Annotated in this window: 12 protein-coding genes and 1 pseudogene; 3 read left to right on the forward strand and 10 right to left on the reverse strand. The window is 45.3% G+C overall.

What is annotated here, in order from left to right; all coding sequences use genetic code 11:
• A pseudogene (locus P8H32_RS01670) lies at nt 1-447 on the reverse strand (GDP-mannose 4,6-dehydratase); the annotation flags it as partial.
• Between the two features lie 75 nt (nt 448-522).
• Nucleotides 523-2274, reverse strand: coding sequence for a lipid A export permease/ATP-binding protein MsbA (gene msbA, locus P8H32_RS01675; RefSeq protein ID WP_301088300.1), 1752 nt, complete (start codon nt 2272-2274; stop codon nt 523-525).
• A 200-nt stretch (nt 2275-2474) separates the two neighbouring features.
• Between msbA and P8H32_RS01680 the strand changes: the two genes are divergently transcribed.
• Nucleotides 2475-3527, forward strand: coding sequence for a glycosyltransferase family 9 protein (locus tag P8H32_RS01680; protein ID WP_301088301.1), 1053 nt, complete (start codon nt 2475-2477; stop codon nt 3525-3527).
• Here the strand turns inward: P8H32_RS01680 and P8H32_RS01685 are convergent.
• Nucleotides 3524-5035 carry a hypothetical protein gene (locus P8H32_RS01685; protein ID WP_301088302.1) on the reverse strand — a complete coding sequence of 504 codons (1512 nt, stop codon included), beginning with the start codon at nt 5033-5035 and terminating at the stop codon, nt 3524-3526. The two genes, P8H32_RS01680 and P8H32_RS01685, sit on opposite strands and share 4 nt — an antisense overlap.
• Before the next feature lie 249 nt (nt 5036-5284).
• On the opposite strand from P8H32_RS01685, the gene P8H32_RS01690 reads away from it, so the two are divergent.
• Together P8H32_RS01690 and P8H32_RS01695 are read left to right on the forward strand one after the other, a co-directional pair.
• The gene (locus P8H32_RS01690; RefSeq protein WP_301088303.1) at nt 5285-6838 is read left to right on the forward strand and encodes an MBOAT family protein; all 1554 of its coding nucleotides are present in this window, start codon (nt 5285-5287) and stop codon (nt 6836-6838) included.
• A 7-nt stretch (nt 6839-6845) separates the two neighbouring features.
• A complete protein-coding gene (locus P8H32_RS01695; protein ID WP_301088304.1) occupies nt 6846-7907 on the forward strand; it encodes a hypothetical protein in 1062 nt (353 codons plus the stop codon).
• On the opposite strand, the gene P8H32_RS01700 is transcribed toward P8H32_RS01695, so the two are convergent.
• The 7 genes from P8H32_RS01700 to P8H32_RS01730 are packed head-to-tail and all read right to left on the reverse strand — an operon-like array spanning nt 7897 to nt 14323.
• Nucleotides 7897-8700 carry a lipopolysaccharide kinase InaA family protein gene (locus tag P8H32_RS01700; protein ID WP_301088305.1) on the reverse strand — a complete coding sequence of 268 codons (804 nt, stop codon included), beginning with the start codon at nt 8698-8700 and terminating at the stop codon, nt 7897-7899. The two genes, P8H32_RS01695 and P8H32_RS01700, sit on opposite strands and share 11 nt — an antisense overlap.
• A gap of 26 nt (nt 8701-8726) precedes the next feature.
• Entirely contained in the window at nt 8727-9470 is a 744-nt protein-coding gene (locus tag P8H32_RS01705; RefSeq protein WP_301088306.1) for a sulfotransferase family 2 domain-containing protein, read from the reverse strand.
• A 20-nt stretch (nt 9471-9490) separates the two neighbouring features.
• Nucleotides 9491-10312, reverse strand: coding sequence for a lipopolysaccharide core heptose(I) kinase RfaP (gene rfaP / locus P8H32_RS01710; RefSeq protein ID WP_301088307.1), 822 nt, complete (start codon nt 10310-10312; stop codon nt 9491-9493).
• Nucleotides 10303-11430: a glycosyltransferase family 4 protein gene (locus tag P8H32_RS01715; protein WP_301088308.1), complete on the reverse strand. Its 1128-nt coding sequence runs from the start codon at nt 11428-11430 to the stop codon at nt 10303-10305. The genes rfaP and P8H32_RS01715 overlap by 10 nt, the downstream gene beginning before the upstream one ends.
• Nucleotides 11430-12362, reverse strand: coding sequence for an LpxL/LpxP family Kdo(2)-lipid IV(A) lauroyl/palmitoleoyl acyltransferase (locus tag P8H32_RS01720; protein WP_301088309.1), 933 nt, complete (start codon nt 12360-12362; stop codon nt 11430-11432). The genes P8H32_RS01715 and P8H32_RS01720 overlap by 1 nt, the downstream gene beginning before the upstream one ends.
• Nucleotides 12359-13393: a lipopolysaccharide heptosyltransferase II gene (waaF, locus tag P8H32_RS01725; RefSeq protein ID WP_301088310.1), complete on the reverse strand. Its 1035-nt coding sequence runs from the start codon at nt 13391-13393 to the stop codon at nt 12359-12361. Before waaF ends, P8H32_RS01720 begins: the two co-directional genes overlap by 4 nt.
• Nucleotides 13394-13399: 6 nt before the next feature.
• On the reverse strand, nt 13400-14323 hold the full coding sequence (locus tag P8H32_RS01730; protein ID WP_297292307.1) for a branched-chain amino acid transaminase: 924 nt from the start codon (nt 14321-14323) through the stop codon (nt 13400-13402).

The raw sequence follows: 14323 nt of genomic DNA on the forward strand, positions 1-14323 counted from the left end.
GCCGTCTAAATCACCATAGACTTCATCCGTAGAAATATGATGGAATCGAAAATTAGATTTCTTATCTCCACTCAAGTTTTGCCAGTAGTGCCTCGCGGCTTCAAGCAGGGTATAAGTGCCGACTACATTGGTTTGAATAAATGCACCAGGCCCATCAATTGAGCGATCAACATGAGACTCGGCAGCCAAGTGCATAACGCCGTCCGGCTCCTCTTTTTCAAAGATCTTTGCCAACTCAAGCGGGTCACAAACATCGGCTTAATAAAATGAATACCTATCTGATGGCAGCACCTCTTCAACCGAGGATAAATTGCCAGCGTAAGTTAATTTGTCGACATTAACTATTTCATCCGTTGTATTTTTAATGATATGACGTACTAATGCACTGCCGATAAAACCAGCTCCGCCAGTTACTAATATTTTTAATTTGCCTTTCCCTCTTTGTATTTTCTAATCCCACTTAGATAGCAAATAAAAAACATCACCCCTACCCGGAATTCTAACAACTCCCTTACAGCGCTTTTACGCATTATCATTGAATTGCAAAGCATGCAATTTTGCATAATGCCCGGATTGCGCTATTAATTCCTCATGCTTACCCTGCTCAACTATTCGCCCCGCATCCATCACCACAATCCGATCAGCCTTTTCAATCGTCGACAACCGATGCGCAATCACAATCGTAGTCCTACCTTCCATCACCTTATCAAGCGCTTCCTGAATGGTACGCTCTGACTCCGTATCCAAAGCTGAAGTGGCCTCATCAAGAATAAGAATCGGGGCATCTTTTAATAAGGCCCTGGCAATGGAAAGGCGCTGCCGCTGGCCGCCGGATAAACGGGTGCCATCTTCACCCACAATGGTTTGCAGTCCTTCGGGTAAGGTATTTATAAATTCCATGGCGTGGGCATCCGTGGCGGCTTTTTCGATGGCGCTGTGATCAACATCGGCCAATTGGCCATAGGCTATATTGGCGGCAACGGTATCGTTAAATAACACTACCTGCTGGTTAACCAAAGCAACCTGTCTGCGTAAGCAATCGATGTCCAAATCACGCAGGGCTATATCGTCTAATAAGATATCACCGCTGCCAAGCTCATAGAAACGTAATAACAAACTGGCCAAGGTGGTTTTACCACTGCCAGAACGGCCAACCAATGCCACGGTTTCGCCGGGCTCAATGGTCAGGTTGATATTATCGAGTACCGGCTTACCGGCTTCATATTCAAAGTTGATATTGCGCAGCTCAATTCGGCCGCTGACTCGCTCCACCACTTGTGAGCCACTATTGTGCTCCTGCTGTTCATCCAGCAAACCAAAAATAGAATCTGCCGCTGCTATACCGCGCTGAATGGTGGAGTTGATCTCACTTAGTTGTCTTACCGGCTTGGCTAACAAGCCCGCCGCAACCACATAAGCCACTAACTCCCCCGCTGAGGTATCGGCAGCCATCAGCAGGACGATATACATCAAGGCGGCTATAGCCAGCGATAATAAAAAGGTGAATACCGGCGTTTGGACAGAGGCAATACGGCTGAATTTTATACCCTGGAGGGTATTGCTGTTGCTGGCAGTGTGGAAGCGCTGCTTCTCATAGCCCTCACCACCGTAACTGCGCACGAGCCGATAACCCTGAATAGCTTCGTTAGAGATATGAGTCACCCGCCCCATGGACGATTGCATCTTTTCACTCATACGGCGGAATAGTTTACTGGTATAGACAATCAGGCCAGCAAGCACCGGCGTTACCAGTATAAAGATCAGCGTTAGTTCCCAGTTTTGATATAGCAAATATCCCAATAGGGCGATAACAGTAAGCCCTTCCCTAAATAACACCTTGATGGCATTAGTCGCGGCATTAGTCACCTGATTCACGTTGTAGGTGATCATCGATACCAGTTCGCCGGAGTTACATTGGTCATGGAAGGCGCTGGGCAGCACCAGCATATGGTCAAACATCTGCTTGCGCAGATCATTCACTACACTCAGGGAGATTTTCGACATAAAGTAGTTGCCGCAGAAAAAGCCAATACCGCGCACAATACTGATAGCCACAACAGCCAGGGGGATAAAGGTGACCAGGTCGGCATCTTTGCTCTCTAGCCCATCAACGAAGTACTTCATCATATGGGCCAATGCACTCTGGGTACTGGCATAGGCGGCAAAACCCAACAAACTAATCACAAAATAGGGCCAATAGCGGGCGCTATAGCCTAATAACCGGCGGTAGATTGACCAGCCATCAGCGGTTTGTGTGGATGAAGGTTTAGCCATTAAGAGTAGCCGCAGTCCTGAGCATTGATCGTTTTAAAAGGGATTTCAGTTATTGGCGGGCATTATACGGCATTCTGACGCAATTGATGACTACATTTACGCCCTATCCAGCAATTTAAATACTGAGCATAAGGCGGTATGATGGCCCTCCTTTACAGCCAAAACCATAATAAACACCAATAGATAGATTGCGCGCCATTATGAGCCGACCACCGCTACAACCATTTTCCAACTTGCTAGTGGTTATGACTGACCGCCATATCGGTAATTTGTTAGTCAGTCTATATGCCATTAAAGCCGCGCAACAACAATTATCTAACGAGCAAACCCTTAGCTGCGTTATTGATTACCATCTGCTATCGCTGGCCACATATTTTTTACCTGATATTGAATTTATTCCCTGCAACTTGCGCGGCTCCAAACTTTCTATATGGCAAAAGTCCAAGCTGTTTATCAAACTGTATACTCGACTAAAACAACTCAAGATAGATACTGCTGTGGATTTATATGGTCATGGCGAATCCCTTAAAATTGCCCAGCTTTCAGGTGCCAACTATATTTCTGCTTTCTATAGTCGACCGAAATTGAAAGAGAAATATGATTGGTGTGATAGAGACAGTGATTTAACCGCCAACCACCAAATAGATTTTTACCGGTATCCATTTTATCCGCTCTTTGGTGAGCTTACGCATGTAAAACTCAATGCACCAAAGCTCGACAATGTTTACTCAGGGCTGCGAACAAAGCTGAACGCATTAGCTGTTGATCAAAACAGGCCTCTGGTGGTTATTCATCCCGGTGCTGGTAAAACATATAAATTATGGCCTACTCATCACTGGCAAAAACTGATTGCCATGCTGGAGCAAGATAACAAACAGGTGTTATTGATTGGCGCCGGGGTTGATAAGCCTGAAGTGGAAGCGATTATTAAGGATACGTCGATTGCCCCCATCAATGGCTTTGGGCAATTTAACCTAATTGAAACTATTCACCTGGGGTTTATCTGTGAGTCGATGATTGGTAATGACTCTGGGCCCACTCACCTAATGGCAACAACACCAACTTACGTCTATAGCCTATTTGGACCTACTGACGATACGCTATGGTCACCGCTGTCGGACAATAGCCACATTCTTCGCTCAGAAACTCCCTGCCTTGAAGCCTGTAGTAAACAAAGCTGTGCCAGAACCCAAAGCTGCTTACAGTTGCTTTCTGCAAACACTGTGTACCAGCAATCACAGACCCAGGCTTAGCCTTGCTCCATTAGGCAATGCTCGTTTTTGGCAACATAGACACTAATTGTCCGGCGACGATGTTTAACGTAATAGGCCAGGCAGTTTTTTCCAGAAACCACTACCTGCTCATCTGAACGGCCATAATAAACAACGGCAACATCAGGCTTTAAGCCTGATTCCAGCACCTTTAATACTTTTGTTGGTTCGGCCTTGAGTGTACGTGCTTTCTTATAATCCACACGGTTAACCAGCGATACTTGCAAAGCGTTAGAATAAACAGCAGGGCCTGACAGGCCCATAGCTTCAACTTTACTTTGCGCCTCATTTAAGAAGCGTTTGCTTCCCGAGGGAGCATCCAGCACTTTAAACAGGGGCACAATGATAATAAGTGTCAGTAATATTTTTGAAAACCGCGCCTGCCTGGCGGCGGCAGACAAGATTAATATGATCGATAAGGCGGTTAGAAAATAGGTTAACGGAAGGTTATATCTAAAAACTAAAAACCCTCGGCTAAATAAAAATACCAAACAATAAACAACGATTGATAAGGCGTAAACCGAGAGTAAGATAGTGGCATTATTTTTCTGTTTCCGCTGAAAGTAAAAAAGCCCCAGCAGATATACCGACAACGAGCTGGAAAGATAGAAAAAATAGGTGCCTATATAGAGGCTAAACAAGCCAACGCCACTATGTCCAGCCCAGTATTTGGATAATAACTCCGCCTCCAGAATTTCTTGCCCCTGTGAAAAGGTGACAAAAACACTGGGAATTTTACCGCTAACATACTTCCAGGCATCTGCCTGGGGCATATCAATAGCAAGCAGACCAATAGCCGCCGCCAACAATAGTACAACCCCTGCCAACAAGCCCAATAGGTACTGACGAGTTAAATAAATAACCGCCAGGAAACCAAAAGCCAATATAACCAAAGCCTCAATACGAAATAACGCTGCAATCACAAAAGATAGAACAAACAAAATCAATGACTTTTTATCACGGCTGGATGTTAGCCTGTCGGTGTTAATGCAAATAAGGCTGTAATAAACACCGATCATAATAAAGAGAATAAAGCCCTGGTCTCGCATTAAGTAGTTACGAAAATTGTGGAAGCTTATTGAAATAATAAATAATACGACGGCCCAAAATAGACGTGACTGGTGCACACGCAATGCACTGCAAATGCGATAAAAAAAGTAGATTTGGCCACACTGAAAAACAAAATTAAGCACCCAGCCACTGACCAGTAAATTATTGAAAAAAGCCATATCGACATAGGCAACAAGCACGGAGTAATAGGCCCATGGGTAGGTTTTAAGCGCCTCGGCCAGGCCATGGTCGATAAAGTTTCTAGCGGCATAGAGGTACAGGGCGCCATCGTCGTTCACCGCCCAGCCGTATTGCCATAGACGAAGTAGAAAGGTAATGACTAATAACGACAGAAAAAAAGTAACCAGACGGCCACGGGATTCCAACATATAGCTGGTAAAAGCTCTTAACCCGGTAACAATACTATCCTGCATTGACATATATTCTCATTCCATAGTTCCATTGGGAGCTTATAGCAGTGACTTGCAAGCCATCATTTCTAAACACATAGCATATCGACATATCTGATTACAGCCAACAGTAAATTCTAAATAGACTTCTCTCGCCAGAGTATCTATTCTTAGCCACCAATAAACAATAACCCTTTAGTATTAAGCGTGCGCCAGTTGAATGACTATCGTGGCATATCCATAAAGCAGCATTACCCTTTCATACCATAAAGGCTCTGGATGTTATTTAATTCTTTCGAGTTTATCCTGCTGTATCTACCCCTGGTGGTACTGGGCTATTACCTGCTGCGCAGGCTATCGACGGGGTCTACTCCAACACTTTCTCCAACACTTTATCTGGTGATTGCTTCACTGGGCTTTTATGGCTGGTGGAAACTTGAGTATGTCGCTCTGCTGCTTGCCTCCATCTTGCTGAATTATGGCCTGAGCCTAATGCTATTGCGAGCAGGCCCCGGGGGCTATAAAAAACTCGTGCTGGGCCTTGGGGTAGCGGCCAACCTGCTGACATTGATGTATTTTAAGTATGCGGACTTTATTATTGAAAGCATTAACCTGATGCTCGACAGCCAAAGCCCATCGCTGTCTATTATCTTGCCATTGGCTATTTCCTTTTACACCTTTCAGCAAATCGCTTACCTGGTTGATAGTTACCAGGGGAAAACCCATGCCCATGGGTTTCTCGATTACTGTTTGTTTGTCTGTTTTTTCCCTCAACTTATTGCTGGCCCGATTGTTCACTACAGCGAAATGCTGCCGCAATTTGCCCGGCAGAGGAAAACCCTCTTCAACCCATCAAATATCTCGGTAGGCTTAATTCTATTTACTCTGGGCCTGGCAAAGAAGGTATTGATTGCCGACAATATGGCGCCCTACTCCACCGCCATTTTTGCCAAGGCAGACGCGGGCCAAACCATAACGCTACTGGAGGCATGGCAGGGCGCCCTGGCTTACAGCTTACAACTGTATTTTGACTTTAGTGGCTACTGCGATATGGCGATGGGCGCCGCCAGAATGTTTGGTATTGTGCTGCCTATTAATTTTAATTCGCCTTATAAGGCCAAAAATATTATCGATTTCTGGCGTCGCTGGCATATGACACTGTCACGGTTTTTAAGAGACTATTTATATATCGCCCTTGGAGGTAACCGCAAGGGTCAAAGCCGCCGCTATATCAATCTGTTTATTACCATGTTGCTGGGTGGGCTCTGGCACGGAGCCGGCTGGAATTTTGTTATCTGGGGAGCCTTGCATGGCAGTTATCTTATTATCAACCACGCTTGGCATGCTGTGCACAGGGGCCTGCCAGCCCTACCCCGGTCAGTCAATTGGCTGGGTAGCAAGCTAGGGGTTGCTATTACATTATTAGCCATTATTGTAGGCTGGGTGTTCTTTAGAGCCGAAACCTATTCAGGGGCCATGAAAATGCTGGCGGGAATGTTTGGCCAAAACGGCATTGCCATACCGATAAAATATGCCGAGCGTTGGGGCTCATTCAGTGACAACTTAATCAGTGCCGGTGTTGAATTCCGTTATCTGGATGGCTTTAGCTCTATCTCACCACTGTATACCATTCTATTATTATGGGTCTTTGCCCGCTATGCACCCAATAGCTTTAGTTTACTACGGGCCTATAAGCCTGCTTTAGGCACGATTGATGCTTCCCGTTTTGAAATTAAGCTGACTAAAACAAATGCTGTTTTAGTTGGGCTGCTTTTTATCATCGCAACGGTATCACTCAATACTGTTTCTGAATTCCTTTACTTTCAATTTTAGGATAACGATGAATCAAGCAACTCCTCGCTATGCTGTCTTCTTTTTTATTACCGTCACGGTAGCGGCGCTATTGTTAATGGCTTTAAATTATACGATTGATCCCTGGATGTATTTCCGCGACAGCAAGTTTTCTATTGATACGGGACAGGGCCGGCATCAAAATGCGGGTATCGGCAAGCATAAACAATTTTCAATATTGGTTATTGGCACATCACTCAGTCAAAATTTTTTAGCTACGGATGCTGAAAATAAATTCTCCGGCGAGGTGGCAGTACTATCCATACCCGCCGGCAGCGGTAAAGAGCAGAATCTTACCGTAGCCAATGCATTAAAATATCAAACACTGAGTCGAGTTATTTGGGAGCTACACCCAGCCGCTTTTGTACTGGATAAGGATGCGGTTAAAACCTCTTCATTCCCTGAATATTTATACGACAATAACCCCCTAACTGATGCCTATTATCTTTACAATCTCACCAACCTGAAGAAAAGCCTATCAAGCCTGCAAGAGATTAGTGGTAAAAAAGATATCAAGCCCAGGAATTGGAAAAACCTATACGCTGCCAAAGACAATGAATATGGCTGCCCTTCTTTATTACATATGCAAATTAAGAAAGCGGGTATGCCGCAACAGGACAGTGACCTATTAGATACAAGTAATAATATCGCTGACAACATCGAGGCCAATATCGTTTCTTTGGTTAATGCTCACCCCGATATACAATTTGATTTTTTCTTCCCGCCATTTTCAAAATTATATTGGGGCTTGATAAAAGAACATGAGCCGGTTAGGTATGCGTTGTATCTTCAAGTTGCCCAAACTGCGCAGGCCCTATTGGCAGGCAAAGAAAATACCAGACTCTATGATTTCAGGGCAAAAGAGGCGCTATCAGGTGATTTGAATAATTACCGCGATTTGACGCATTACTCTTCAGCGGCCAATAAACAGATTATTAGCGATATTGCCAAAGGAGATTATCAAGCCACGGAGCAAGGCTTAGCCGCCTTTAACGCCTGGGTTAGTCAGTATGCTACCGATGATGTTGTTCAAAAATGCCTTAAAAAGTAATAACAGATGGTTTGCGGCCGTATTTTTTGAGATGCTTTTTTTGAAAATCAGGGATGATTAAACGGATATCACTAGCCAATGTTTTTTTATCGACTGCCGCCGTCTTATAATAGACCTCCATCAGGCCCGTTAAAAAAGACTGTTCAATACTGGCCTCTGAAAGTCCCACTAAAAGCCTCGCCAAATCCCTCGCCGGAGAATACTTTTTGGAAATCGCCCTGACACTATCTAAATCTACAAAATAGACTGATGCATTATCTATAAGCAGATTATGCAGTTTGGTATCTCCATGGACATAACCAGCACTATGAACACGGGCTAGCTGCTGGGCAACTTGCGATAAAACATGGCTTAGTTCCTGATCATCTGCTGTGGCAACAAAATCATATAATGTTTGGGCATCTTCAAGATACTCACTGAAATGCACTGACTCGCGGGCTAGCAAACCGGTTTTCTTGATCACATAACCCATTGACTGTGGCGCTGTAGCACCAGCGGCGATAAATAGATTAACTTTGTCATGGCTTTGTTGTGCCCTGTTACCTTTGAACACAGCCCTAAGCATGGCTGCAATACCAGAATCACGGTAGGATTTACAAAAAAGTGTTTGCTGATTCAATAGTGTTGCGCTAAAAATACTGCGGGAAGGCTCTTCTTTGATCACGCTTATTGCGCTAAATAAATCCGGGATACTCGCTAAGCTCTCGTCGATGTCCAGGCCTGAATTTTTTTTAATCAGGCCGGTAGTGCCATCACTTGAGATCGGGTAAAAATCACGGCGATCAGTACTCATTGGATAATCCGCACAATGCAAACACCTTATAAGGATGATATTAAAGCGTCGATCTGTTCCTGGTAACCCAACAATGCGATATCTTTTTTATATCTCTCAGCCGCAACTTTGGCTGAACGCAATGTATAAGGTGAAGGTCGGTCAGATTTGGTTGACTTATTTTTATGAGGCAAGGCCGGCAGGTCATATTTTTTGGCGAGTACGGTCCAATCTTCGGCCATATTTTCAAACTTGCCTATATAGTCCACTACGACATTATCACCATCACAAAGAAAACTTGTCTGGGCGCGCAGGTGTCGATCAATTTTTTCATCCGGTATTTCAGCCACCCGGTCTACAAACTCTTCGAATGTCATATCCAATGTAATACCCAGATTCCAGAATATATTTTTACTGCCTCCGGAGTTTCTGACATCTTGTATTTTATCGGTATAACTTGAGTGCAAACGATCGAGGGGATTTCTAACGAAGGCAAAAATAAATGGCGGTTTATCGGCCACTAAAAACTGTTTGATGGTTTCATGGCTGGCATAGTTATTCGCATAATGGCGCACCAGTTGCGGGGTAACCTCTTCAATATCACCACCGGCCTGTGTTGCATGTAAATGCCTGGCCAGGGTCAACTCAATAGAGGTTGAAGCCACTTTGGTAATTTTAATATAACCCAACTCCGGTGAAGGCAGGCGCCATATTTTAGGGCGGTGCCTGGCTACCTTGTAATTTCTTAACCATTTCTGGAAAAAGCCAGGATTAGGGCCGTAGTCTTTCATAAATGTTTACTCAAATATGCTTAGATCAGTGTCGGAGTACGCTTAAAGTCTCTCCGATACAGTTTAACCGCACGACGCTCAACAGCACGTAAAAAGTCATGGTGCTGGCTGAATATATCCTTAAGCGGCATTTGATAATAGGCTCGCAAAAACCGATAGACATCACCCCTTGTCAGGCCGATATCCAACGCTGAAAAATAAATACTACCTACATCTTTTACCCACCAACGCCTGGGCACTTGCTGGCGTATTTGTGCACGATGCAAGTCCACGATGAACAGACGGATTTTTTCCTTATCGGTAAAAGCTTCACCCGATGAGATATCTAAAAGAAAATGACAGATATAGAGGTCGCGATGGTTAATGCCATGGTTATGCATCGTGCTGGCAACTTCGGCAACTTTCTCAATGATGGCTTTTTTATGACTAAACGCCGGAGGTTTTTCAGGCCATTGTTCAGCATATTGAGCCAGGCTTAAAGTGTCTGTCAGTTCTTCGGTAATAATAAATGACTGCTCTGCTGCCGGGTTATAACCGCGTTTTCCATAGGCCACTGCGGTTAATGTATCCAGCCCTAGCTGGTGTAATTTTTTTATCGCCAACCATTCGTTGCTAGCGCCGGTAATCGGCAGCCTTAGTTGTAATAGGTTTTTTATGACTTCTTGCCAGCCAATACCCTCATGCAACTTCACGTAAAAACCTTCACCGTTGATCTTAAAGCACTGGGTGGTTCTTCCCTCTTTTGAACGGACTACCTTGCCTTTTATAGCTTTGATTTTTTCAAAAGGGTCTGCGTTACCCAGCCAATCTCGAATCACCTGTGAGTCAATAATCAATGGCATCGCTTCACTCCAATAGCTTCGATTTTTTCTGCGATCCGTAACGGGCGTGAATAGATATCCGCTGACTGCGCAAAGTCAGCACACCGTGTACGCCAATCAACTGGATCTACCATTAACTTAGCTAATTGTTGATTCATTGTAGTTTGATTAAAGGGCTCAGGAGTTACTGCGCCCAGATTATTGTCTTCGATATAAAAAGCATAGCCACAGATACCACTACAAATAACGGGCAACCCAGCGACCACTGCTTCTAATAATACGTTGCCAGTATTTTCCAAGTAAGCCGGATGCGCCAAACAGTTCGCTGCAAATAATAATTCAGGAACGTCATCACGTTGCCCAACAAACAGCACCCTATCACGAATGCCCAGCTTTGCCGCTAACGTCTCATAATCTTTGCTGCGCTTATCGCGGCCTATCACTAACACTTTTAAAGTGGCCTTCTGGTCCGCTGGAAGTGCTGCCGCCGCTTTTAACAAGCGGTCTAGTCCTTTTCTTTTATAATCTGAACCAAGAAAGGCAATCACTTTTTCTTCGGGTGCAATATCCAGCTCTTGTCGAATTCGCACTGCTTGCTGGTCACTCTCTGCGGTTCTCACTCGGGTCCGACTAATACCCGGGGGCATTAGATGCATGCGTACAAAGGGCGTTGAGTAGTAGCGATTAAACGCGTCGCCCTGGTCTGCTGATAACAACAGAACTTCAGTCTTGGAATCTTTGGCGAATACAGCGCGCTCATAACGAATAGACCATCGGCTGCGAGGCGATAAGCGGTATAGCCAACTTTTGTCTTCAAAGGCTTTTGCCGCAAAACAAGTGTCGGCACAATAATAAATATCCAAACCCGGCATTTTATTAAAACCCACTACGATATCGGCGGGTTTTCTTTTCAGCTCCTGCTGTAATAGCTTATAAAAATGTTTGTTGTAACCATGATTGGTAACGCCCGAGGCTGCAAGCAAGGTCACTGATAAATTGGCCGGACACTCCCCCTCCCACTCACCGGTGTACACGGTAATATCATGGCCACGTTTTAACAGTTCTTCGCTAATAGCTAAAAAATTTCTCTGCAAACCACCATAGGGAAAATATTTATACAGGCACAATGCAATCTTCATTAGCAACCCGCCGCTTTATACAATTTTTGATTGCCATCGGGCTGGGTTTTAAAGCGCTTATGTACCCACATATATTGCTCGGGCGCTTTACGAATGGCCTGTTCCAGCGTTTGATTAACTAACTCAGCATCGCGGGTTTCATCCCCTGAAGGAAACTCAGGCATCGCTGTTATTTCCATGGTGTAACCGGCATTATCTTTATTGCGATAATGGGCCAGCATCAAGATGGGTGAATTATTTAATCGCACCATTTTTGAGGTGGCTACAATGGTCGCTGCCGTCTGGCCAAAAAACGGTACAAAAACTGCACCCTTATTGCCAAAGTCCTGGTCTGGCGCATACCAGACACAGCGGTTTTTTCTAAGGTCGCGTAGTAGCTCGCGGAATTTTTTTCGGTCTACCACTTTGGTAAAGCGCGAGCGTTTTTTGCAAATCCAATAATCCATTAAGGCATTATTATGGGGGCGATAAACACAATCAAAGGGCTTGCCGTAAAAAGACAGTAATAAGCCGCCTAAATCTAAGGTACTAAAATGGCCGCCTAGTAGAATCACGCCCCGCTCTTGTTTCAACGCTTCTTCTAGCAGTTCGAAACCTACAAAGGTGGTTCGGTTTTCGATACTTTGCCGGTTGCCCCAATAGGCCCAGGCCGTTTCTATAAAACCGATAGCATTGGCTTTAAAAATATCTTTAACGAGTTTAGTTTGTTCGCTGGCTGTCAGTTCTTTAAAACAGAGGGCGATATTCACGTCTGTCACTCGTCGGCGTTTTGTCGCTAAGCGATATAGCAGTGAGCCTAATCCACTGCCCACTGCAAGGCCCGCCTTAAAAGGTAATAGCGCGATTAAACGCATCAACAATAAAAGCAGCCAGGTCGGCCAATAGCCGGGGGCTAGAAAATCTGACCACTGTGGGTCGAGTGGGCGACTCATAGCAATGTGTCCAATGCTGTAATCACACGCTGCGGCGACAAGTCTTTTAAACAATGCATCTGCCTGTCTTTAAGTGGGCACTCCCGCTGGAAACAGGGGCCGCACTCCACCGCCATTTTTTCTACCGCGACATTGTCGCTCAGTGGCGGCGTAAAGTCCGGGGAGGTTGAGCCATAAACTACTACCATTGGCCGGGCTAAAGCGGCGGCAACATGCATAAGGCCGGAGTCATTACTGACCACGGCGGAAGCGGCGGATAGTATATCAACGGCCTCGGCTAATTCGGTTTCTCCTGCTAAATTAATGCAGGCGTTTTTCTGCTTTTCAGGTAGCAATGCAATTATGGATTCGGTCACGTCTATATCATTGGCGGAACCAAACAGAGCCACCTGCCAGCCGCGATCAATAAAGGATTGCGCGACGGCGGCATAATGATTTTCTGGCCAGCGTTTTGCGGGGCCAAACTCTGCACCTGGACATAAGGCAATAAAGGGTTGCTGGTTAAAACCGTAGCGTTGCAGTAACCCGGCAACACGGGATGAATCGACCACTAAGGACGGTCTTGGTAACTCATCGGGCAACGGTGTAAAGGGTTTATGGGCCAGGGCCACAAAACGTTGCACCATTAATGGGTAGTCAGATTTTTTTAGTAAGCGAATATCGTTTAACAAACCATAACGCATTTCACCCCGCCAACCGGTACGCTCTGGAATTTTTGCAAGCCAGGGGACTAGTGCTGATTTTAACGAGTTGGGTAATAGAATGGCTTGATCGTATTGCTCGGCTTGCAGGCTTGTGGCTAACTCAAAACGCACACTTAAATTGAGTTTGCCATGGCCTACCGGCATCGCTATTCCCTTGCGCACTTCTGGCATGCGCTCAAGAATGGCTAAGCTCCATGCTGGAGCCAGGACATCAATAGAACTATCTGGGTGTTGCTGTTTCAAGGCAATAAATAAAGATTGCGCCATTACCATATCGCCAACCCAGGACGGGCCAACGATAAGGATTTTTTTGGGGCTGGATGTCATAGGGGCTTAAACCGGAGCCAGCCAATCCATATTTTGCTCACGACGACCTTTAACCGCATCGAAGTACATGGTCTGCATCTGTTCAGTAATCGGGCCGCGACCACCTTCACCAATCAAACGGCCATCCAATTCACGGATCGGCAATACTTCTGCTGCGGTGCCGGTGAAAAATGCTTCATCGGCCACATAGACTTCATCGCGGGTAATACGCTTTTCCCTGACCTCGTAACCCAACTCTTCAGCAAAAGAAAAAATGGTATTGCGGGTTATGCCATCTAAACAGCTGGTTAACTCCGGCGTAAAAATAATGCCGTTGCGAACAATAAAGATATTCTCGCCACTGCCTTCGGCAACATAGCCTTCATTATCTAATAGCAGCGCTTCTTCACAGCCACTGTCCAGAGCTTCTTTTAGTGCCAACATCGAGTTGATGTAGTGGCCATTGGCTTTGGCTTTACACATGGAGATATTGACGTGATGGCGAGTATAGGAAGAGGTGCGCACTTTAATGCCCTGCTCTTTAGCCTCTGGCGACATATAAGAAGGCCACTCCCAGGCAGCAACAATGACATGGGATTTTAAGTTATCGGCACGCAAGCCCATACCTTCTGACCCATAAAAGCACATGGGACGAAGATAGCCTTCCTCTAAATTATTTTCGCGTACTACCGCTCTTTGCGCTTCATTAATGGTTTCTTTGTCGAAGGGCATGGTCATATTCAAAATATGGGCACTGCGAAACAGGCGGTCGGTATGCTCCTGTAACTTGAAAATACAGGTGCCGTTATTCTGCGTGTGATAAGCGCGCACGCCTTCAAACACGCCCAAACCATAGTGGAGGGTGTGGGTCAGCACATGGACTTTGGCATCGCGCCAGGGCACCATTTCACCATCAAACCAGATAACACCATCGCGGTCAGCCATGGACAT

Source organism: Oceanicoccus sp., from assembly GCF_029238675.1.
Classification (GTDB): domain Bacteria; phylum Pseudomonadota; class Gammaproteobacteria; order Pseudomonadales; family Dasaniaceae; genus Oceanicoccus.